The organism is Ruegeria sp. H4, assembly GCF_056533065.1.
The window spans coordinates 1-19,507 of sequence record NZ_JBQFOC010000002.1 but is presented as its reverse complement, the minus strand read 5'-3'; the positions used below and the strand labels follow the sequence as shown (position 1 = coordinate 19,507).

Here is a 19,507-nt window from a genome sequence, read left to right as displayed (position 1 = left end):
ATGCGGCGCAAGCTGGCGGCGGGAAACTGGAAAATGAACGGAACCGGCGCGGCCCTTGCCGAGCTTGAAGCATTGGCAGCGCGCTATCCAACGCCCGAAGTCGATATCCTGATCTGCCCGCCAGCCACGTTGCTAGAGCGTGCTGCGACAACCGTCGAAAGTTCTGGTGTGGCCGTTGGTGGCCAGGATTGCCACGCGGAAAGCACGGGGGCACACACCGGCGACATCAGCGCCGAGATGCTGCGGGATGCGGGCGCCTCAGCGGTGATCCTGGGCCATTCGGAACGCCGTGTGGACCATGGCGAGCAAAATGAAGATATCCGCGCAAAGGCCCGTGCTGTCATGGACGCAGGGCTGCAAGCCGTCATCTGCGTCGGTGAAAGCTTGGAACAGCGCGAAGCGGCCAACACGCTGGACATCATTGGCGGTCAGATGTCAGGCTCGATCCCCGATCAATCCACTGGCGAGAACCTGATCATCGCCTATGAACCGATCTGGGCCATTGGCACCGGCAAAGTCCCAACTCTGGACGAGATTGGGGCCGTACACGATTTCATTCGTGCACGTCTTGAACGCCGATTTGGCGAGGGTGTCGGCCGTTCAGTGCGCGTGCTTTACGGTGGCTCAGTCAAGCCGTCGAACGCAGCTGAGATATTTGGCGTTTCGAATGTGGATGGTGCGCTGGTGGGCGGCGCCAGTCTGAAAGCAGATGATTTCTCGGGTATTATCGACGCATTGTGTGCGACGTGAGACGGATGTTACTCAGCGATATCTTCCGCCCAAAGCTCGGGCTTCTCCGCGATAAACCGCTTCATCAAGGCGATACATTCTGGGTCTTCGGCTAAGACAACCTCAACGCCGCGTTCACGCAGAAACGCTTCATTACCGCCAAAGTTCTGAGTGTCCCCGATCACTACGCGTGGGATTCCGAATTGCACGATGGTGCCCGCACACATCATGCAGGGTGACAAAGAGGTATAGAGGACCGTATCGCGATAGGTCTTCTGTCGCCCCGCTTTGCGCAAGGCATCCATTTCGCCATGGGCGATCGGGTCACCACGCTGCACCCGTTGGTTGCGCCCTCTGGACACAACCTCTCCACCCCGGGCTAACACCGACCCGATTGGGCAGCCACCTTCGTCAAACCCCGCTTTCGCCTCATCATAGGCAATGCGCAGTAGGCGCATGTCGGTGTCTGTCATCATGTCGAGCAAACCTCCTCGGATCGGTGTTTTGTCAGCAGCGTGACGAATACAGATGCAGGCGTCAACGCCGCCATCACGCCAGCTTCATCGTTACGATCCCCGCAATGATGAGGGCCGCGGCCAACAAGCGCATAGGAGTCAGCGCTTCACCCAACACGGTGACGCCAACCACAAACGCGCCAACCGCACCAATACCGACCCAGATCGTGTAAGCGGTGCCTAGCGGCAGGTCTCGCATCGCCAGTGACAGTAGTCCAAACGACCCGATCATCGAAACGCCCATGATCGCGGTCGGCCACAGCCGTGTAAAACCAGCGGATTGCTTCATCGCACCCGCCCAAACAATTTCTAGTATTCCGGCAAAAACAAGCATGATCCATGCCATGAGGTGACCCCATATCAAAGCGGGCCGTCCCGCATGATCTGCCCGTGGTGGGGAGGTCGTCCTCTGAAACAGAGATATGTATCCCTGTCCCGGGGTTCAAGTCCGGCCGGGCAACATCTGCTGCCCGGCCAGCCACACGCTAGTTCGTTATGATTTCAGGCCCCATGACCGAGTTCGGCAGGAAGGTCGAAATCCACGGGATATACGTCACCATGATTAGGAAGACGAACAGCACCGCCAGGAAGGGCAGCGCAGCCTTCACGACACCCATCATCGGCATGCCGGCAACGCCGGACGTCACGAACAGGTTCAGCCCAACCGGCGGTGTGATCATCCCAATCTCCATGTTCACCACCATGATGATGCCCAAATGGATCGGGTCGATGCCCAGTTCGATTGCAATCGGGAACACCAGAGGTGCAACGATCACCAACAGACCTGAAGGTTCCATGAACTGACCACCGATCAGCAGAATCACATTCACCACGATCAGGAAGGTTACAGGACCCAGCCCAGCAGACAACATCGCCTCGGCAATGTGCTGTGGCACCTGTTCGTCGGTCAAAACATGCTTCAGGATCAGCGCATTGGCGATGACGAACAGCAGCGTGACGGTCAGCTTACCAGCCTCGAACAGCGTGTGCTTGGTGTCAGGATGGAAGAACGCTGTGATCAGCGCGTGGGGTTTCTTGAACAGCGAGATATTCGCAGTCCCTTCTTCCGTGCTGAGCGGCCCCATATCCTTGTAGACAAAGCTGGCAATCAGGAAGGCGTAGACAGCGGCCACGGCTGCGGCCTCGGTTGGTGTGAAGATACCACCATAGATACCGCCCAGGATGATTACGATCAGGAACAGGCCCCAACCAGCCTCGCGCGCCGAGACGAAGATTTCGCCCCAGCCCTTCCAATCGCCCTTCGGCAGGTTCTTAACCTTGGCCATGACATAGATGGTGATCATCAGCATCAGACCGGCCATCAGGCCCGGAATAACACCCGCCAGGAACATCCGCCCGACCGAAACCTCGACGGCCGCGGCGTAGACCACCATCACAATCGACGGCGGGATCAGAATGCCCAGAGTGCCCGCGTTACAGATCACACCGGCGGCGAATTCCTTGGAATAACCCACCTGACGCATCCCGGCGATCACGATGGAGCCGATGGCCACAACGGTCGCCGGGGACGACCCGGACAGTGCTGCAAACAGCATACAGGCGAAAACACCCGCGATTGCCAGACCGCCCGGCAAATGCCCCACGCACGCAATCGAGAACCGGATGATCCGCCGCGCCACGCCACCCGTCGTCATGAAGGACGAGGCCAGAATGAAGAAGGGGATCGCAAGGAGGGTAAAGTGCCCCTCGAACGCCTCGAACAGTGTTCCTGCGACCGAAGCCAATGAACTGTCGGAATAGATCAGCAGGAACAGGGTCGAGCTGAGGCCCAAAGCCACGGCAATCGGAACACCGATCAGCAGGAGGCCAATGACCATTGAAAAGAGAAGTACGACGTCCATTAGTTGTGCTCTCCTTGCTGAGCCCGGACCTCTTCGATCTCGTCCTCGACCTCGTGACTGGCGACCAGGCGGTCGGTCTCACCACGCCAGATCTGAACGGCGACTTGCGCAAAGCGGATCACCAGCAGCAGCATCGAAAGGGGTAGGATGAAGTAAGGAACGACCTTGGGTAGTTTTTCGTAGTATTCGCCGTAGTTGATCAGGCCCTCCAGAAACCGCAGCGGAGCGATCATCGGGATATCGTCAACTTCGTAAAAGCTTTGACTGCGCGCATCAAAATTCAGACCCGTGGGAAACCAGCGGCCTGATGTGGGCGGCAAATCCGCGAACACTGCCCAGTAGTCATAGGACCCTTTGAGCAGCAAAAGCGAGAAAACCAGACAACAGGCGACGGCAATCAGCGCCAATATGCGACGCGGTCCAGGGGCCAGCATGTTCAGGATCGCATCAACGCCCAGATGCGCGTGCTTTTTTACTGCATAAGAAGCGCCCAGCAGAACCAGCCAGCCGAACATGAACACTGTCAGCTCCAGCGCCCATAGAATATTGGAATTAAAGAAGAACCGGGCGATCACATTGGCAAAGGTTACGGCCGTCATAAGGCCCAGCAGCAATGCAATCAGGGTTTCTTCGATATGGTCGACCAGCCCGGTCGGGCCGGATTTCGCACCAGACATCTTTCTGTCCCCGCAATTTTTGTGATGAGAGTGATAGCGGGCGGGCTTTCACAGCCCGCCCAGCCTGCGCGTTGGATACTCCCCAGTCCCCCGACGCGTGGCCCGATCCGGATCAGAACCCGGCGTTGATCGCCTGAGCGGCGTCGATCTTGTCCTGACCTACGTCGCCAGCGAATTGATCCCAAACAGGCTTCATCGCATCGACCCAGGCTTGACGCTGTTCAGGTGTCAAATCGCGGATGATGCCGCCTGCGTCGGTGATCGAGGCTTTGGCCGCTTCGTTAACCGAAAAGGCTTCTTTGTTCCGCTGCTCGGTCACTTCGGCCAGAATTGTCGTGAATTGGTCACGCACTTCCGGATCCAGACTGTCCAGCCAGTCCACCGAGGTCACAACCAGATAGTCGATGATACCGTGATTGGTCTCGGTGATGCCGTCCTGCACCTCAAAGAACTTCTTGCCGTAAATGTTCGACCAAGTGTTCTCCTGCCCGTCCACAACGCCCTGCTGCAGCGCGCCATAGACTTCCGAGAAGGCCATTTTCTGCGGGCTGCCGCCAATGGCTTCCATCTGAGCAACCAGAACGTCCGAAGATTGCACACGGAACTTCAGTCCATCCGCATCGGACGGATCAACCAAAGGCTTGTTGGCCGACATCTGCTTCATGCCATTGTGCCAGAAGGCCAGCCCCTGCAGGCCACGGCGCTGCATGCTGTCTTTCATCGCCTGACCATCTGCTGATGCTTGGAACGCATCCACAGCATCGATGTTCTTGAACATGAACGGCAAGTCAAACAGGCGGAACTGCTTGGTGAATTTCTCGAACTTCGACAGCGATGGCGCGGCCAATTGCACATCGCCCTGCAGCATCGCCTCAAGCACTTTGTCATCGTTGTAGAGGGTGGAGTTCGGATATACCTCCATGCACATCACGCCCTGCATCTCGTCATTGACGCGCTGCTCCAGCAGCGAGGCAGCGATGCCCTTGGGGTGTTTGTCGGTGTTGGTCACATGCGCGAATTTGACGACAATCTCGCCGTCATCACAGGCCGCCATGCCTGCTGTAGCGGTTACCGTAAGCGCCATCGCCGTTGCGGCGGTTGCTAGAAATTTCATCTGTCTTCCTCCCTGACTTCAAAACAGTTCAATAGGTGCCACACGGGCACCGCATGCCCGGCAGTCAAACGAATCAACTCTAACGGCACAACGATTTGATCGATTATAGCCGGCCCTCTATTTTTACTATGGATAACAATGCTTTACACTTCACTCCAAACCACTTCTTTAGACACGGCAACTCGCTTGTGCGAAAATCCGCACATCAAAATTCTTGTATGTGCGGATTTTCGCACGGTATTCGAATCAAATGGTACGAATCGCGTTTGATCCCCAAACGCACCGACCGCAGCCCGCTCCAGCGGGCTGCCCGACCCAACAACTTGCCCGCATGATATGCGGGTTAAGCTGGCGGGAGTATCTGCTTATCTTCGGTAGTCTTCCGGTTTGATCTGGTACCGCGCGAGTTTGTCATAAAACGTCTTGCGTGGCAGTTTTAGTGCCTTTGCCGCGTCCGAGGCTTTGCCATTGTGCCGCCCTAACGCAGCGATCAGCAACGATCGTTCGACCCGCGCCATCTGATCGCTGAGCCCAAGCTCAGCCGCTTGCGCCACATCGTCCGGCATCCCCAGAACAAAACGCATCGCTGCCGACATCAGAGACCGCGCATTGCCCGGCCAATCACGCGCCATCAGCGAGGCAAGGTGTTCCGAGGTGATCTCTGGCTCGGGAATGCCTGCCTGTTCAGCCGCTTGCGCGACATAGTGGCGGAAGATGACAGGAATGTCCTCGGGCCGTTCTGCCAGTGACGGAATACGCACCCGCATCACATCCAACCGATAGAAGAGATCGGCGTTGAATTGACCCTGGTCTGAAAGCGCTGACAGATCAGCCGTTGTTCCCGCGATAATCCGCGTCTCAGTGCCCTGTTCCATCAGCTCAAGCGCGGCGTATTGGGTTGCCACCGGCAGCGCCGATATCTCGTCCAGAAACAACGACCCGCCGACAGCAGAAGCAGCACTTTGCGCCAGATCATCAGCGCTCAGCCCCGAGGCTGGGCGTTTCACAAACGATCCCTGGGCAACGGGCGACATCAGATGCACCACCTCCGCGACCTTGGATATGCCGCTACCCGGTGGACCGGTCACCAAAACCTCGGCGCCGGTCATTGCAACATTGCGAACCCGGTCACGCAAAGCCGCTGCCTGCGCGGACAAACCAAACAGCAGCCGTGCCGCTGGGTCGCCACGCTCCAACTCGGTTTTTAGCGCACGCTCACGCAGAACTTCACAGCGTGCCGAAAATGCGCGTTCGAGCACGGTCAGCAAATCAGCTGCGGCGCAGGGCTTCTCCAGAAAATCGAAAGCACCCTGCCCCATCGCTTTTACTGCCATCGGAATATCGCCTTCACCTGTCAGCAGGACAACCGGCAGGTCTGGGTCAATCTCATGCGCATAGGCCAACAGATGAAACCCATCCCGCCCCGGCATTCTAATATCTGACAGGATCACACCCGGAAAATCGGCGCGTATATGATCCTTGGCTGCCACAAACGATCCCACGGACAGAGGCTCACATTCCGCCAGCTCCAGCGTCTGTGACAACGCCTCGCGCACCGCCGCGTCATCGTCCACCAAAAGCACTTTGCGCGTCATGCCACCTTACCCTCTGCAAAATGCTCCAGTTCCACGCTGAATACAGCACCACCTTCCGCGTTCGCACCCCGGATATTGCCGCCAAAGCTTTGCACCAATCCGTAAGAGATCGACAGCCCAAGCCCCAAACCTTCGGACGAGCCTACAGATTTTGTAGTGTAAAAGGGTTCAAACAGCTTGTCCGGATCTTCGATCCCCGGGCCTGTATCGCGGATGAACACAACCAGACGATCCCCGTTATCGATCTGAATACTGATCCCTTTGTCCACCTGACCGTCCATGGCATCGATAGCGTTGTTGATCAGATTCACAAAAACCTGCGCCAGACGGACCTCTCCACCCCAGGCGTTCGCGGGATGTGAGGGAGGCGACCAGTCTAGTGTCACCTGCTCCTCTCGCAGGCGAGGCTCTGTCAGTTCTATTGCCGACTGGATGACCTGCACCAGATCGACCTTCCCCATAGGCTCGCTCTCATTACGAGCAAAAGCCCTGAGGTTCTTGATGATCCGCGCCATGCGTGCCGCCATTTCTGAGATACGCCCGAGGTTTTTCCCGGCTTTTTCGCCCTGCCCGCGCTCCATATAAGCCGCGCCATTGTCCGCAAATTGCTGGATTGCCATCAACGGTTGGTTCAACTCATGACTGATGCCTGCCGACATCTGACCCAAAGCGCTGAGCTTGCCGGCCTGAACCAAATCTGCCTGAGCCTTTTTCAGTGCCGCTTCGGCCTCCTGCCGCTCTGCCACTTCGCGCCGCAAAGCGGTATTGGCCGTGGTCAGGTCACGCGTTCGTTTCGCCACGCGGCCTTCCAGCACCGCATTTGCCTCGGCCAGCGTGCGCCGCCGCTCGGTTGCAAGAAACAGCAAGGCTCCAAAGGCCAGACAGATGGCTGCAACCGCCGCCGCCTGCAGCCCAGCCAAACGCCGCGCCGGGGCCACATCCACCAGCACCTCAGCTGTCATGTCGATCACCGGCAGATCAAGTGTCAGATGCAGCGCCCGACGTGGCAAATAACGGCCCCAGTTCAACGACCATAGCTCATGCCCGTCCACCCAAGACGTGGCAAAATCGATCGGGATCCCATCTGGCGGTGTGAGCCCCCTTTGCCCCTCAGCCCGTGACCAGAACAGAAGATCGGACCGGTTTGAGATAAAGACGACCCCGTCATTATCCACAAAAAACACCGCCTCGGTGCTGCCGCGCCAAGTCTGTTCCACATCCTGCACATCCGCGACAACCATCAGGGCGCCGACAACCTGCCCGGCGGCGCCAAAACTGGGCGCAGCATAAGAATATATCCTGTTTCCGCTGTCCGGATCGACCCCATGCGCGCTGCCCATGGCCCCCTGCAGGGCGCGCCTGAATGCGGGATGCTCGGCCATATTACGCGGCCCCACGGGCTTTGCGGATGCCAGAACCCGGCCCGACTGATCCAGATAAATCATGTTGATCGCGGCCGTCTTGTCCGCCACATCCAGCAGCATGAGACGGGCCGCCAGTTCTTGCTCAGGAGTACTGAGCTCTTGCAGCGTCGGATGGTTCGCCATCAGGACAGCAAGCTCTTGATAGACCTGCATCTGCGTACTCAACCGGTCAGCCGCCAATTCAAGATCGGCCTCGGCCTTTTCACCGAGCTGCGACAGGGCTTGCCGATACCCATAAGACCAGACAGCCGTCGATAGCAAACCAACCGCCAACAGGAATCCAGCAATGACCCAAAGCCTCTGCATGACATAGGGTCTTGCATTCACCACGCCCGATGGCAAGTCTGCGCGACATGAAGACCCTGTCACAATCCCCGACTAATCCTGATTTTGTCCAAAACCCCTATCCTTTCTACGACAAGGCCCGCGCCTGTGGTGATCTGTTCTATTGGGAGGATTACCAGATGGTCTCAGCAGTTTCGCACAAGGCTGTGCAGGCACTGTTTCGGGACAGACGGTTTGGCCGTGAGGTTCCACCTGAACGCGCCCAACCCGCGCCCGATCATCTGGCCCCTTGGTTGGCGATCGAGGCGCATTCTTTGCTCGAAACTGAACCGCCCCGCCACACGCGCCTACGTGCCTTGATCAACCGCGCCTTCACGTCGCGCGCGATTACCAGCCTTGCGCCATCCATCGAAACGCTCTGCCACGCGTTGATCGATCAATTTACTGATACGTCGTTCGACCTGCTGGAGGCTTATTGTACCCAAATCCCGGTCATCACGATCTGCCGACTTCTGGGTGTGCCCGAGACAATGGCCCCTGACCTGCTGCGCTGGTCCCACGATATGGTCGCCATGTACCAGGCCAACCGCACCATTGAAACGGAACACCGGGCGGCGCAATCCTCGCGCGAGTTTGCCGAATTTCTTCTGGGCTACACCGATCAGCGACGCACGGACCCGCGTGATGACCTGATCACCCGCCTTATTGCGGCTGAGGAAGAAGAAGAGAAACTCTCGACAGATGAACTGGTCGCCACCTGCATCCTGCTTTTGAATGCCGGGCATGAGGCAACGGTGCATTCACTCGGCAATGGGGTCAAAACACTGTTGCAAACCCAAACTGACAAAGCGGCGTTGGCATCTGATACCATAGACTCCACAGTCGAAGAAATCCTGCGCTACGACCCGCCGCTACATATGTTCACACGCTATGCCTATGAAGATATCGAGGTCTTCGGTCACTCATTCAAACGCGGTGATCAGGTGGCACTGCTGCTCGGGGCCGCCAATCGAGACCCTGAGGCTTGGTCTGATCCAACCCCCTTCGATCCAACTCGGCCCATCCAAACCAATTCCAGCTTTGGCGGCGGCCTTCATTTCTGCGTGGGTGCGCCGCTCGCTCGGCTTGAAATGCGCATCGCCTTGCCAATCCTGTTCGACAGATGCCCCGATTTGCGATTGACCGAACCTCCGCACTATTCGAACAGCTACCATTTCCACGGCCTGGAAAAACTCATGGTTCAACGCTGAATCGCGCGTACCGCGCGATGCCTCCGGCGGAGGTATTCTGGGCCAGATGAACAGGGATCCAGACTTCATCTGGCCAAAAATATCCCGGGGGAGGCGCCCCTTCAGGGGCGGCGGGGGCAGCGCCCCCTTGACCACCTAGTCAACGGCTAAAGCATTCAAGGGAAGCATTGTCGTTGATTTTATCTCTTCCATCGACAGCAGTGCGGTAACGTTGTGCACACGCACTTCAGCGATCAGAGATTGATAGAACTGATCGTAAGCGCGCGCATTTTTAACGCGCACCTTCAGGATATAATCGATATCCCCGGCCAGGCGGTGCGCCTCCTGCACTTCGGGCTGATCCCGCAATGCTTTCAGGAACTTGCGCTGCCACTCTGCCTCATGTTCCGAGGTCCGGATCAGAACAAAGAATGTCGCCTCAAACCCCAGCGCCTCGGCATCCAGCAAAACCGTTTGCTGGCCAATAATACCGGCGCTTTTTAGTTTGCGGATTCGATTCCACACAGGCGTCTTGGAACTGCCTACCCTGGCCGCTATTTCGTCCAGCGACTGACTGGCATCGCGTTGTAGCTCGGCCAGAATTTTCCGATCTGTGCTGTCTATCCGCACCGTCATTCCGGTTTTCCTTCAATTTCAGAACCCGTGTCCCACCAAATGCAATCATTGGAACGGACGTTCTTATTTGATCGGCAATATGGCGATTTGCTGGGAATATTTCCTATATTGAGAGACAAGTCAAACCACGCTCTGGACGATCTGATGCAGTTCGAACGCAAAATAGGATATGTCGAATTTGTCGGCGCGGGACCCGGTGATCCGGACCTGCTGACACAAAAGGCGCTCAAAGCCTTCGCAGCTGCGGATGTCGTACTGCATGACCGACTGATCAGCGCAGAGATTCTGGCGCTTGCCGGTCAGACTGCAACTCTTGTCGATGTCGGGAAGGCCGGGTTTGGCCCCTCCTGGAAACAAAGTGATATCGACGCACTTCTGGTCGACTATGCGCTCAAGGGCAACCGCGTCGTGCGCCTGAAATCCGGTGACCCCACCCTGTTTGGACGGCTGGATGAAGAAATCGACGCCGTCGATGCTGCTGGCATCCGTTGGAGCATCGTTCCGGGCATCACCGCCGCGTCTGCCGCCGTTGCGGGAATCGGCCAAAGCCTCACCCAGCGCGGTCGCAACTCTTCGGTTCGTTTTCTGACCGGGCATGACATGAAAGGCTTTGCCGACCACGATTGGGCAGCGCTTGCCCGCAATGGCTCGGTTGCCGCGATCTATATGGGCAAGAAATCTGCGCGGTTCATTCAGGGCCGTCTGATCATGCATGGCGCAGATCGCGCGATCCCGATCACATTGGTCGAAAACGCCTCGCGCCCTGATCAGCGCGTTCTCACCACCAGCCTCGATCAACTGCCCACCGACCTGAGCGCCGCCGAAATGGACGGCCCGGTTCTGACATTCTATGGCCTTGCCCCGCGTCAGGCGGCTGAGGCCCTGACCGAATTCAATAAGGAGCTTGCCTGATGGCCCGCGCTTTTACCCCCAAAGTTGTCACCGCCAACGACCTGCTGGAAGGCGACGTGATCTATCAGACCGAGGATGACCGCTGGTCGCGCGAATTATCCGAGGCAGAACTGATCACCGATGAAGCCCATGCACAGGTGCGTCTGCTGGATGCTGCCCGGCAGGCTAACAAGATCGTCGGCGCCTACCTGGCCGATGCAGCCGCTGGCGAAAACGGCCCTGAACCCACCCATTTCCGAGAGGAGTTCCGCCGTACAGGACCCTCGAACTATGCCCATGGCAAGCAGGAAACCGAAACGCAGCCCCGGGCCTGATAACTGGCCCTTCTCTCTCCCCTTCAAGGCCCCTGGTTTCGGGGCTGCAACTAAGGACAGCTAGATATGTATCGCTACTCCGAGTTCGACACAGCATTCCTGGCAGAACGCAACAGACAGTTCCGCGCCCAGGTTGAGCGCCGCATTGACGGCTCGTTGACCGAAGATGAATTCAAGCCCCTGCGCCTGATGAACGGCCTGTACCTACAGCTGCACGCCTACATGCTGCGCGTCGCCATTCCCTATGGCACGCTGAACAGCGCGCAGATGCGCCAACTGGCTTTGTTGGCCGAAAAGTGGGACAAGGGCTATGGCCATTTCACCACCCGCCAGAACATCCAGTATAACTGGCCGAAACTGAAAGACGTACCGGATATGCTGGACGCGCTGGCCGAGGTTGGCATGCACGCCATCCAGACCTCGGGCAACACGATCCGCAACGTGACCGCCGACCATTTCGCCGGTGCCGCCGCGGATGAAATCGCCGACCCGCGCCCCTATGCAGAACTGCTGCGCCAGTGGTCCACCGACCACCCCGAGTTCCAGTTCATGCCGCGCAAGTTCAAGATCGCCATCACCGGCAGCGAAAATGATCGCGCCGTGATCAAAGCGCATGACATCGGCCTGCAACTGGTCGAGCGCGATGGCGTTTTGGGTGCCCGTGTCATCGTGGGTGGCGGCCTGGGCCGTACGCCGATGATCGGCAAGGAACTGTCCGAATTTGTCGCCTTTGACGACCTGCTGGCTTATCTTGAGGCCACCGTTTCCGTCTGGAACCAGATCGGCCGCCGCGACAACAAGTACAAAGCGCGCATCAAAATCACCGTGCATGAGCATGGCATCGACGCCATCCGCGCCAAAGTGAACGAGCGTTTCCTGCAGGTTCGCCCGCAGTTCAAGGGAGCCGACATGAACCTGCTGGAAGAGATCAAGGGTCACTTTGCAGCGCCTGATTTCCGTCAGGGCTCGGTTGCGTCGTTTGAAAGCGCCTATACCAACGATCCGGTCTTCCGCTCGTGGGTCGACACCAACATCGCGCCGCACAAGGATGCGAACCATGCGATCGTGACGATCTCGATTAAGAAGCACGGCCAGACGCCCGGCGATGCAACTGCCGAGCAGATGCGCGTGATGGCCGATCTGGCCGAGGAGTTCGCCTATGACGAACTGCGCATTAGCCATGAGCAGAACGTGATCCTGCCGCATGTCCACAAATCGGACCTGCCCGCGATCCATGCGAAGCTGAAGGAATACGACCTGGCCACAGCCAATATCGGCCTGATCAGCGACATCATCGCCTGCCCCGGCATGGATTACTGCGCGCTGGCGACGGCCCGCTCGATCCCGGTTGCGCAGGAAATCGCGACCCGGTTTGACGAGCTGAAGCTGGAGCATGATATCGGTCACCTGAAGATCAAGATCTCGGGCTGCATCAACGCATGTGGTCACCACCATGTGGGCCATATCGGCATTCTGGGTCTGGATCGCGCAGGCGTCGAAAACTACCAGATTACTCTGGGCGGTGACGCGACCGAAACAGCCGCCGTTGGCGACCGCACTGGTCCAGGCTTTGCCTATGACGAGATCGTGCCAGCCGTCGAACGCATCGTGGACACCTATCTGAACCAGCGTGAGAGCGCCGAAGAAACCTTCCTGGAAACATACCGCCGCGTCGGTATGGCTCCGTTCAAGGCGGCCCTCTACCCCGAGGTTCAGGCGAATGCCGCTTGACCTTATCCAGACGGAACTGGGTGCAGACAGGCGCGAACTGACCGACAAGGTTGACGCGCTGAACAACCGGTTCCGCCACCACAGCGCCCATGATGTCATGCATGGCGCAATCGAAGAGATCGACGAGCTTGCTCTGGTCTCAAGCTTTGGGGCGGAATCGGTGGTGTTGCTGCATATGGCGGCGGTGGTCGACAAGATGACCCCGGTGCTGTTTGTGGACACGCAGATGCTGTTCACCGAAACGCTGGAATACCAGCAGGAGGTCAGCGAGCGTCTGGGCCTGAAAAACGTTCATATCGTCCGCGCGGATGATCAGGACATTCAGCGGGAAGACCCCTATGGCGCGCTGCGCCTACGGGATACGGATGTGTGCTGCAACCTGCGCAAGACCTTCCCGCTGCAACAGGCATTGACCGGGTATTGCGGCTGGATTACCGGGCGCAAGAGATTCCAGTCCGGCACCCGCGCCGCGCTCGATTTCTTCGAGGTCGAAGACGGAACCGGCCGGATCAAGGTGAACCCCCTGGCCCATTGGGCGCCCGAAGACGTGCGGGCTTACATGGAAGAAAACAACCTGCCCCGGCATCCGCTGGTGGCCAAAGGATACCCTTCGATCGGCTGTGCGCCCTGCACCTCGCCGGTCAAAGAAGGCGAAGACCCCCGCGCCGGACGCTGGCGCGACCAGAGCAAGGAAGAATGCGGCATTCATTTTGTCGATGGCAAGATGGTGCGCGCCGGAGAGACAACATGAACGTAATCGTAAACGATGAGGGCTTTGCCCCCGATGACTGGACCGACGGGTTCGTCACACTGGAAGACGCCGCAAATGACGTTGTGGCGCTGGATGTGGCCTCGGACACCGACCCGGATGAGCTGATTGATCGCCTGGGCGGCGCCAAGATGGTACGCGTGGACTTTCCATCCTCGGCGGATGGGCGCGGCTTCACTATTGCTCGTGTTCTGCGCCTGAAAGGCTTTACTGGTCGTTTGCGCGCAAAGGGTCATGTCCTTGCAGACCAGTACGCCATGGCGCGTCGCAGCGGCTTTGACGAGGTTGAAATCGACAACGCACTGGCTGCCCGACAACCTGAAGATCAATGGCTGGCGCGTGCCGATTGGCAAGACAACAACTATCAGGCCCGCCTGCGCGGCTAAACCCGCCATCACCGGCCAACCAGAACCGGGGGCAATCTGTCCCCTTTTCCTGACCTGGATCAAAGATTAAACGGAGATGTCGGTTTAACAAACCGGCAGTGAAACGATGACAGAGATGAAACCCGTGAGTGAAGCAACCGCCGTAAAGGCCCCCGTTCTGCCCGACGCGCAGACCGTGACCGATGTGAAGCATTGGACCGACAGCCTGTTCTCGTTCAAAGTGTCGCGCCCGGCAACGCTGCGGTTCCGCTCGGGCGAGTTCGTGATGATCGGCCTGATGGGCGACCCGGACCCCAAGACCGGTCGTCAGAAACCTCTGTTGCGCGCCTATTCGATCGCATCTCCGTCGTGGGATGAAGAGCTGGAGTTCTACTCGATCAAGGTGCAGGATGGCCCGCTGACCTCGAAGCTGCAGCATATCAAGCCCGGCGATCAGATCATCCTGCGGCCCAAGCCTGTTGGCACGCTGGTTCATGACGCCCTGCTGCCCGGCAAGCGTCTGTGGTTCTTCGCCACCGGCACCGGCTTTGCCCCCTTCGCCTCGTTGCTGCGCGAGCCGCAGACCTATGAGGACTATGACGAGGTCATCATCACCCATACCTGCCGCGAAGTGGCCGAGTTGGAATATGGTCGTCAGCTGATCGAAAGCATCCGTCAGGACGAATTGCTGGCCGAGCTGATCGGCGAAGGTTTTGCCGACAAGATCCGCTACTACCCGACCACCACGCGGGAACAGAGCCCCAAGATGGGCCGCATTACCGAATTGCTGAAAGATGGCACCGTGTTTGCCGATCTAGGAATCGAGGGTGGCATCAAGCCGGAAACCGACCGTGCGATGGTCTGCGGTTCATTGGCTTTTAACCTGGATATCAAGGAAATCCTGGAAGGGTTTGGCCTGCGCGAGGGCGCAAACTCTGAACCCAAGGAATTCGTGATCGAAAAGGCATTTGTCGGCTGATCGACACGGCTGGCCGGACCATTCCTGACCCGACCAGCCGATTCCCGCGATAATTCACGGGAATTTCCGACTAACAGGCGTTTATGCTGCTTGAAACGCTGCCCGGCCCGGTCTAAATTCCGGGCTCGAAATTCTGCAATCATCAAAGGAATGAACCCATAGCTCGCAGACCCCACAACGCGCCGCCGCAGAGAGACACCGGACCGCGCGTCAATGACAAGATCCGTGCCCCCGAAATTCGCCTGATTGGCGCTGAAGGCGAAAATGTCGGGGTGGTTCATCCCGCCAAAGCCATGCAACTTGCTGACGAAGCTGGTCTCGACCTGGTCGAGATTTCGCCAAATGCGAATCCGCCGGTTTGCAAGATCATGGACTTCGGCAAGTTCAAATATGAAACGCAAAAGCGCGAAGCCGAAGCCCGTAAGAAGCAAAAAGTCATCGAGGTGAAAGAGGTCAAATTCCGGCCCAACACCGACACCCATGACTATGACGTCAAGATGCGCAATGTTTTCAAGTTTCTGGAAAACGGCGACAAGGTCAAAGTCACGCTGCGTTTCCGCGGTCGTGAGATGGCACACCAGAACCTGGGCCGTGAGCTTCTGGAACGGGTGGCAGAAGACGTTAAGGAAATCGGCAAGATCGAAAACATGCCGAAGATGGAAGGCCGTCAGATGATCATGATGATCGGTCCGCTTCCGCAGAAATAAACCCGATTGCAGAAGCCCCCTTGAAGCCAAGGGGGCTTTGTTGCGCGCGCACTACTGGCTTTTGCGGTCTTTGTTCCACAAAATCGCGTCTCGCAAGTCAAAGCCAAGCGAAACAAGATCGACCACCAACAGCACCAGCAAAAACTGCGCATAGATCGGCAGAAGATCGGTATGCGTGTTCAGAACGTAGACGATGATCAAAACCATCGGCGTCCAGAACAGCAGATGCGGAAGCGCCATGGCGCGCGACATGCCACGCTCTGCCATCATGATCGGCAGGTTCAATGCCATCCCCAGAATGGCCAGTCCCGCAATAACTGCGCCATAGGGCTGATCCAGAAACGCCAGCGGCACCAGATTGGCCGGAACAAGAACCACCGACATCCAAATCTGAACCCAGGCCGGAAGGTTTTGGAAGCTGATCCAGATATCTCTGAGCATTTTCAAGAGCCTTACCGTCTTTAGTTCAGGTCGACCTTAAACGCGTCTTCACTGGCTGAAAGGCCCCTCACAGAATTGTCAGAAGGACGCGTCCAACGCCGCCGAAAGCTTGGTGACCAACTCTTCAATCTGGGCCTCTTCGATGATGAAAGGTGGTGCCAGCAGGATGTGATCACCGGTTTTACCATCGCGGGTACCCGACATCGGATAACAAATCAGACCCTGGGCCAGCGCCGCTTTCTTAACCTTCCCAGCTAGCCCCAAAGATGGGTCAAACGGGGTTTTGGTCGCGCGATCAGCCACCAGTTCCAGCCCCCAGAACAGGCCTCTCCCGCGTATATCCCCCACATGAGGATGCTGACCAATGGCCGCGTTCAGCGCGGATTCCAGCTTCTCGCCCATCGCACCGGCACGTGTAGGTAGGTCTTTGGAGGTCAATTCCTGAACCACAGCCAAGGCGGCTGCGGTGGCGACGGGATGGCCGATATAAGTGTGGCCATGCTGAAAAAAGCCTGAACCGTCCCGAATGGCATCATAGATTTTACCGGTACACAACATCGCACCGATCGGTTGATATCCGGCCCCCAACCCTTTGGCAATGCACAATATATCCGGGCTAACCTGATCATGATCGCAGGCGAACAGATGGCCGGTTCGCCCCATTCCGCACATGACCTCATCCAAAATCAAAAGCACGCCATATTGATCGCAAATCTCCCGAATCCGCTGGAAATACCCCTCAACGGCTGGAACCGCCCCCAAGGTCGCACCCACCACCGGCTCTGCCATGAACGCCATCACCGTATCCGGGCCAAGGCGCAAAATTTCGGCCTCAAGCTCATTGGCGACGCGCTGACCATAATCAAAGCTACTCTCATTGTCGGGTCTTTCAGCATATTCGTAACAGGCCGCGATATGGGACATACCGATCAACATGGGTGCAAACTGCGCCCGGCGCCATTCATTGCCCCCCGCCGACAAGGCGCCCAACGTGTTGCCGTGGTAGCTCTGCTTGCGGGCAATCACATGGCGGCGTTCGGGCTGCCCGATCTCTAGATAGTACTGCCGTGCCAGTTTGATCGCAGCTTCGGTGGCCTCGGACCCACCCGATACAAAGTAAACCCGCTCCAAATCACCCGGGGCGTGTTTGATCAGCAAATCCGCCAGCGTTTCAGCCGGTTCCGAAGTCATAAACCCGCTATGCGCAAAGGCGATCTGTTCCACTTGCTGCTGCACGGCCTTAATAACCGCCGGGTTGGAATGGCCTAAGCAGGACACGGCCGCATCCCCACAATCCAGATAGCGCTTGCCGTCTGCGTCGATCAGGTAACACCCGTCTCCAGCAACCGCGACGGGCAAGGTGGATTTTGTATGGCGTGGAAACACGTGGCTCATTGGGAAGTTCCTTTAAGCAAAGCGATGAGTGCTGTGACCGAGGCTGCATTATCAGGCCAGGGCTGGCCTTCCGAATTTGTCAGGCTGTTTTCAAATCCAACCCGTAGATCACCGCCCTGTCGTGCCGCCTCAGCCAGGCACGCATGCTCCAGCGGCCCAAATGCGCACACCATCCACGGCGAAGTATCCTGAGGGAAGGATGCGATATCTTCGGTTGAGGAGATTTGATTGACTGTGTACCGCCCCAGCACCAGCAGGCGATCCACCTGCCCGTCTCGCACAACGCCAGTCTTCTGCCATGTCTTCAGCAGCGCCGCGTCGTCGGCGTCATACAGAATATGTTGCACCCGTGTGCCCTGATCATGACACAGCCCATAGACGCGTTCGGCCAGATCCGGCTGCCGGGCGATTTCTCGTACCGAGATGGAGGCCCATTTCGGTTGCACACGGCGCAAACACTCAAACTGCGCCTCAACATCATAGAGACCAGCCGCCTCAGTCGTGATCTGAACATCCATCTTAGGGAGCTGCCTGTTCAGCTCTGCGACCGCCTCAAGATATCGCCCTGCGTCCAGCGAATGCCGCCCATCGGCGTCCCGAATGTGAAGGTGCAGACCATCCGCTCCTGCCAAATGACATGCCCGTGCGGTTGATATGGTTCGATCCAACGTAACCGGCAGCTTGGCGTGATCCTCAGGTCCACGCCGGGCACCATTCGGCGCGACTAGAATATAAGGGTTTGTGGCCACCGGACCCTCCGCAACTGCCTGAGTTCGACCTACTCTGTCCCAACTTGTTTTCAATTGGCAATATAGAAAACATATGTTTTCTTTGTCCAATGACCGATACGTATAGCCATTTGATCAAAACCCTCCGGCATGACATTGATCACATGCCGCCACAACTACAGGCGGCTGCGAAATACGTGATCGATCATCCCGGCGATTTCGGCCTTGATCCGATCCGCACAACGGCCCGGAAGATCGGCGTCAGTTCCAACGTTCTTGTCCGCCTTGCCCAACGGATGGGCTATGACGGCTACGACGCATTCCGCCACCCGTTCCGGCAAGCCCTGGTCACGGATGGAGAGGATCGCCTGCACCAGGATTGGTTATCGCTTCAATCGTCCGAAGGGCCGTTCAGCGCGGCCCAAGCCGATTTTGCCCGCAATGAGTTGAACGTGGTCGCCCGATCCCTACGCCTTGTAGAACCTGAACGGGTCAAGGCCGCAACAGATCTCATTCTGAACACGCAACGGTGCTTTGTCACAGCAACACGGGCCAGCTATGCTCTGGCCTATTACTTTCATTATGCAGGTCGCATGGCCCATCCCGGATTGCAGCTGGTTCCCCGGCATATGGGCTCTGCTGCAGATGATCTGCTGGATGCGGGCAGCGGCGATTGCCTGCTGGCCATTACGGTCAGGCCCTATTCAGCCGAAACCATCCGCACCATGCGCTTTGCCGCTGGCAAGGGCATCCGGATCATCCTGATTTCAGATAGTGATGTGATCGCACCGGGAGTGCGCCCCGATATCAGCTTGCAGATCAGCACACGCTCAATGCACCATTTCTCTAGCTTTTCTGGGGCCATGGCGGTGCTGGAATGCCTGCTGAGCCATTTGTTTGCAGCGGGTGGTCAAGATGCCCTTCATCGAGTCGAGGCCTATGAGAAAGCCCGTGAAGACTCAGGCGCTTATTGGCAGCCGAAAAAATTGCCCAGACTACGCCGCACATGAAAAAGCCCCGGTTTTCACCGGGGCTTTTGTTTCTTCGGCTGCCCCCCTTAGCTACAAGCTTGGACGGCGCGTTTTGTCATGACGGCGACC

The 19,507-nt window shown here is 57.7% G+C and carries 21 protein-coding genes; 10 read left to right on the top strand and 11 right to left on the bottom strand.

The window, feature by feature from the left end; genetic code table 11:
* Entirely contained in the window at positions 1-750 is a 750-nt protein-coding gene (gene tpiA / locus ACR0KG_RS11485; RefSeq protein WP_480549418.1) for a triose-phosphate isomerase, read from the top strand.
* An 8-nt stretch (positions 751-758) separates the two neighbouring features.
* Here the strand turns inward: tpiA and ACR0KG_RS11480 are convergent, their stop codons facing one another.
* The 7 genes from ACR0KG_RS11480 to ACR0KG_RS11450 all read right to left on the bottom strand — a co-directional run bounded on the left by ACR0KG_RS11480 (position 759) and on the right by ACR0KG_RS11450 (position 8,222).
* On the bottom strand, positions 759-1,205 hold the full coding sequence (locus ACR0KG_RS11480; RefSeq protein ID WP_480549420.1) for a nucleoside deaminase: 447 nt from the start codon (positions 1,203-1,205) through the stop codon (positions 759-761).
* Between the two features lie 73 nt (positions 1,206-1,278).
* A complete protein-coding gene (locus ACR0KG_RS11475; RefSeq protein WP_170537001.1) occupies positions 1,279-1,590 on the bottom strand; it encodes a DMT family transporter in 312 nt (103 codons plus the stop codon).
* Between the two features lie 139 nt (positions 1,591-1,729).
* Positions 1,730-3,106, bottom strand: coding sequence for a TRAP transporter large permease (locus ACR0KG_RS11470; RefSeq protein WP_170537003.1), 1,377 nt, complete (start codon positions 3,104-3,106; stop codon positions 1,730-1,732).
* Complete coding sequence (locus ACR0KG_RS11465) at positions 3,106-3,783, bottom strand: TRAP transporter small permease (RefSeq protein WP_480827361.1); 678 nt, start codon at positions 3,781-3,783, stop codon at positions 3,106-3,108. The genes ACR0KG_RS11470 and ACR0KG_RS11465 overlap by 1 nt, the downstream gene beginning before the upstream one ends.
* 112 nt (positions 3,784-3,895) lie before the next feature.
* Positions 3,896-4,897 carry a DctP family TRAP transporter solute-binding subunit gene (locus tag ACR0KG_RS11460; protein WP_480827360.1) on the bottom strand — a complete coding sequence of 334 codons (1,002 nt, stop codon included), beginning with the start codon at positions 4,895-4,897 and terminating at the stop codon, positions 3,896-3,898.
* Positions 4,898-5,262: 365 nt separating this feature from the next.
* Complete coding sequence (locus tag ACR0KG_RS11455) at positions 5,263-6,492, bottom strand: sigma-54-dependent transcriptional regulator (protein ID WP_480549428.1); 1,230 nt, start codon at positions 6,490-6,492, stop codon at positions 5,263-5,265.
* A complete protein-coding gene (locus ACR0KG_RS11450) occupies positions 6,489-8,222 on the bottom strand; it encodes a sensor histidine kinase (RefSeq protein ID WP_480827359.1) in 1,734 nt (577 codons plus the stop codon). Before ACR0KG_RS11450 ends, ACR0KG_RS11455 begins: the two co-directional genes overlap by 4 nt.
* 47 nt (positions 8,223-8,269) lie before the next feature.
* Between ACR0KG_RS11450 and ACR0KG_RS11445 the strand changes: the two genes are divergently transcribed.
* The gene (locus ACR0KG_RS11445) at positions 8,270-9,451 is read left to right on the top strand and encodes a cytochrome P450 (RefSeq protein ID WP_480827842.1); all 1,182 of its coding nucleotides are present in this window, start codon (positions 8,270-8,272) and stop codon (positions 9,449-9,451) included.
* 135 nt (positions 9,452-9,586) lie between these two features.
* Here the strand turns inward: ACR0KG_RS11445 and ACR0KG_RS11440 are convergent, their stop codons facing one another.
* Positions 9,587-10,066, bottom strand: a complete 480-nt coding sequence (locus ACR0KG_RS11440; protein ID WP_480827358.1) for an Lrp/AsnC family transcriptional regulator — start codon at positions 10,064-10,066, stop codon at positions 9,587-9,589.
* A gap of 144 nt (positions 10,067-10,210) precedes the next feature.
* Between ACR0KG_RS11440 and cobA the strand changes: the two genes are divergently transcribed.
* The 7 genes from cobA (at position 10,211) to infC (ending at position 15,843) form a co-directional block, all read left to right on the top strand.
* A complete protein-coding gene (gene cobA, locus ACR0KG_RS11435; RefSeq protein ID WP_480827357.1) occupies positions 10,211-10,978 on the top strand; it encodes a uroporphyrinogen-III C-methyltransferase in 768 nt (255 codons plus the stop codon).
* Positions 10,978-11,292, top strand: a complete 315-nt coding sequence (locus ACR0KG_RS11430) for a DUF2849 domain-containing protein (RefSeq protein ID WP_480827356.1) — start codon at positions 10,978-10,980, stop codon at positions 11,290-11,292. Before cobA ends, ACR0KG_RS11430 begins: the two co-directional genes overlap by 1 nt.
* Positions 11,293-11,358: 66 nt before the next feature.
* Positions 11,359-13,023, top strand: coding sequence for a nitrite/sulfite reductase (locus ACR0KG_RS11425; protein ID WP_480827355.1), 1,665 nt, complete (start codon positions 11,359-11,361; stop codon positions 13,021-13,023).
* Positions 13,013-13,774: a phosphoadenylyl-sulfate reductase gene (locus tag ACR0KG_RS11420; RefSeq protein ID WP_480827354.1), complete on the top strand. Its 762-nt coding sequence runs from the start codon at positions 13,013-13,015 to the stop codon at positions 13,772-13,774. Before ACR0KG_RS11425 ends, ACR0KG_RS11420 begins: the two co-directional genes overlap by 11 nt.
* On the top strand, positions 13,771-14,178 hold the full coding sequence (locus tag ACR0KG_RS11415) for a DUF934 domain-containing protein (RefSeq protein WP_480541713.1): 408 nt from the start codon (positions 13,771-13,773) through the stop codon (positions 14,176-14,178). The genes ACR0KG_RS11420 and ACR0KG_RS11415 overlap by 4 nt, the downstream gene beginning before the upstream one ends.
* Positions 14,179-14,284: 106 nt before the next feature.
* Positions 14,285-15,136 carry a ferredoxin--NADP reductase gene (locus ACR0KG_RS11410; RefSeq protein WP_480827353.1) on the top strand — a complete coding sequence of 284 codons (852 nt, stop codon included), beginning with the start codon at positions 14,285-14,287 and terminating at the stop codon, positions 15,134-15,136.
* Between the two features lie 116 nt (positions 15,137-15,252).
* Positions 15,253-15,843, top strand: coding sequence for a translation initiation factor IF-3 (gene infC, locus ACR0KG_RS11405; protein WP_425328970.1), 591 nt, complete (start codon positions 15,253-15,255; stop codon positions 15,841-15,843).
* Positions 15,844-15,894: 51 nt separating this feature from the next.
* Here the strand turns inward: infC and ACR0KG_RS11400 are convergent, their stop codons facing one another.
* From ACR0KG_RS11400 to ACR0KG_RS11390, 3 genes are all read right to left on the bottom strand, one after another.
* On the bottom strand, positions 15,895-16,284 hold the full coding sequence (locus tag ACR0KG_RS11400) for a hypothetical protein (RefSeq protein ID WP_480827352.1): 390 nt from the start codon (positions 16,282-16,284) through the stop codon (positions 15,895-15,897).
* 78 nt (positions 16,285-16,362) lie between these two features.
* Positions 16,363-17,679 carry an aspartate aminotransferase family protein gene (locus ACR0KG_RS11395; RefSeq protein ID WP_480827351.1) on the bottom strand — a complete coding sequence of 439 codons (1,317 nt, stop codon included), beginning with the start codon at positions 17,677-17,679 and terminating at the stop codon, positions 16,363-16,365.
* Entirely contained in the window at positions 17,676-18,428 is a 753-nt protein-coding gene (locus tag ACR0KG_RS11390) for a beta-keto acid cleavage family enzyme (protein WP_480827350.1), read from the bottom strand. Before ACR0KG_RS11390 ends, ACR0KG_RS11395 begins: the two co-directional genes overlap by 4 nt.
* An 89-nt stretch (positions 18,429-18,517) precedes the next feature.
* Here ACR0KG_RS11390 and ACR0KG_RS11385 point away from each other — a divergent pair, with 89 nt between their 5' ends.
* Complete coding sequence (locus ACR0KG_RS11385; RefSeq protein WP_480827349.1) at positions 18,518-19,417, top strand: MurR/RpiR family transcriptional regulator; 900 nt, start codon at positions 18,518-18,520, stop codon at positions 19,415-19,417.
* The last annotated feature ends 90 nt before the right edge of the window (positions 19,418-19,507 follow it).

Coding starts and splice junctions, on each gene's coding strand:
- tpiA (WP_480549418.1), top strand. CDS start 1: ATGCGGCGCAAGCTGGCGGCGGGAAACTGGAAAATGAACGGAACCGGC.
- ACR0KG_RS11480 (WP_480549420.1), bottom strand. CDS start 1,205: ATGATGACAGACACCGACATGCGCCTACTGCGCATTGCCTATGATGAG.
- ACR0KG_RS11475 (WP_170537001.1), bottom strand. CDS start 1,590: ATGGCATGGATCATGCTTGTTTTTGCCGGAATACTAGAAATTGTTTGG.
- ACR0KG_RS11470 (WP_170537003.1), bottom strand. CDS start 3,106: ATGGACGTCGTACTTCTCTTTTCAATGGTCATTGGCCTCCTGCTGATC.
- ACR0KG_RS11465 (WP_480827361.1), bottom strand. CDS start 3,783: ATGTCTGGTGCGAAATCCGGCCCGACCGGGCTGGTCGACCATATCGAA.
- ACR0KG_RS11460 (WP_480827360.1), bottom strand. CDS start 4,897: ATGAAATTTCTAGCAACCGCCGCAACGGCGATGGCGCTTACGGTAACC.
- ACR0KG_RS11455 (WP_480549428.1), bottom strand. CDS start 6,492: ATGACGCGCAAAGTGCTTTTGGTGGACGATGACGCGGCGGTGCGCGAG.
- ACR0KG_RS11450 (WP_480827359.1), bottom strand. CDS start 8,222: ATGCAGAGGCTTTGGGTCATTGCTGGATTCCTGTTGGCGGTTGGTTTG.
- ACR0KG_RS11445 (WP_480827842.1), top strand. CDS start 8,270: ATGAAGACCCTGTCACAATCCCCGACTAATCCTGATTTTGTCCAAAAC.
- ACR0KG_RS11440 (WP_480827358.1), bottom strand. CDS start 10,066: ATGACGGTGCGGATAGACAGCACAGATCGGAAAATTCTGGCCGAGCTA.
- cobA (WP_480827357.1), top strand. CDS start 10,211: ATGCAGTTCGAACGCAAAATAGGATATGTCGAATTTGTCGGCGCGGGA.
- ACR0KG_RS11430 (WP_480827356.1), top strand. CDS start 10,978: ATGGCCCGCGCTTTTACCCCCAAAGTTGTCACCGCCAACGACCTGCTG.
- ACR0KG_RS11425 (WP_480827355.1), top strand. CDS start 11,359: ATGTATCGCTACTCCGAGTTCGACACAGCATTCCTGGCAGAACGCAAC.
- ACR0KG_RS11420 (WP_480827354.1), top strand. CDS start 13,013: ATGCCGCTTGACCTTATCCAGACGGAACTGGGTGCAGACAGGCGCGAA.
- ACR0KG_RS11415 (WP_480541713.1), top strand. CDS start 13,771: ATGAACGTAATCGTAAACGATGAGGGCTTTGCCCCCGATGACTGGACC.
- ACR0KG_RS11410 (WP_480827353.1), top strand. CDS start 14,285: ATGACAGAGATGAAACCCGTGAGTGAAGCAACCGCCGTAAAGGCCCCC.
- ACR0KG_RS11400 (WP_480827352.1), bottom strand. CDS start 16,284: ATGCTCAGAGATATCTGGATCAGCTTCCAAAACCTTCCGGCCTGGGTT.
- ACR0KG_RS11395 (WP_480827351.1), bottom strand. CDS start 17,679: ATGAGCCACGTGTTTCCACGCCATACAAAATCCACCTTGCCCGTCGCG.
- ACR0KG_RS11385 (WP_480827349.1), top strand. CDS start 18,518: ATGACCGATACGTATAGCCATTTGATCAAAACCCTCCGGCATGACATT.